Genomic DNA, 829 nt, shown 5'->3' with positions numbered 1-829 from the left:
ATCATATTAAGATCTACAAATAATATTAGTCTCGCGTTGGCGGCTGTCAAGCCGACGCTTCGAAACCCTGCAAATCCGTATACCGGCGGGTCGATTGACCCGCATCAAGGCGCGGCCAGCAACGACGATCCAGAATTAAACAACTTCGGCCCACAGTCGTCGGAAACAGGTGACGGCCGGCGTAGCGCTTCGAGTGACGCCGCACAGGAGCAAAAGCATGACGGATGTTGTCGTCACGGGGCCGGTCTGGGCGGCACCATCATGGCCTACGAGCTTCGCGACGAACTGGCCAGAGAACACAAAGTTTCCGTCGTCAAGTTCGCGGTTCGCGTCCGCGTCGCCGTCCCGCCGGTCGGCAAGAAGCCGGTTCCGTGGGTGCGAAGGCCGGCCTCATGATCGAATCCATGGTCACGCCGACGGCCCGCAAAATTGGCCGGCTGGTAGAGGGAATGGGACCCGACGCAGGGTACATGGAACGCGGCCTGCCTCGCCGATTTCGGCAAATCCGGCTCGCCTTCGTGGCGCAGCCGCAAATTCCGCCGCGCAACCTCAACTGGTCGTCCTCCGACAAATCGTGCACACCGCCAAGGTCGGTTTCGAAACGTATTTCCTCCACAAGATAAGAACCGAAAAGTCCGAGCCTTTCTATGAGCGCCTGGCTCTGCAGGTGCTCGGCATGGACAAGCTCAAAAGGAAATCAAGATCGAGGCGGACGTGGGCGTGCCCGGCGCCTGATCGAGACCCACCCTGCGCAGCCCGCTTTTCCCGCTAGGGCGGCGGGCGTGGCCTTAAGCCGCGGACCGCGAAATCGACACCGCCTCTTGCGGTC

1 pseudogene is annotated in these 829 nt (G+C 60.9%); it reads left to right on the top strand.

Going from position 1 to position 829, the window contains the following annotated elements:
* Window positions 1-318: 318 nt before the first annotated feature.
* A pseudogene (locus tag EOA85_RS39735) lies at window positions 319-772 on the top strand (hypothetical protein); the annotation flags it as partial.
* Between the last annotated feature and the right edge of the window lie 57 nt (window positions 773-829).

The organism is Mesorhizobium sp. M5C.F.Ca.IN.020.29.1.1 (genome assembly GCF_003997375.1).
GTDB classification, from domain to species: Bacteria; Pseudomonadota; Alphaproteobacteria; order Rhizobiales; family Rhizobiaceae; genus Mesorhizobium; species Mesorhizobium wenxiniae.
The sequence above is the reverse complement of the archived record's forward strand: the minus strand, read 5'-3'. Positions and strand labels throughout refer to the sequence as shown.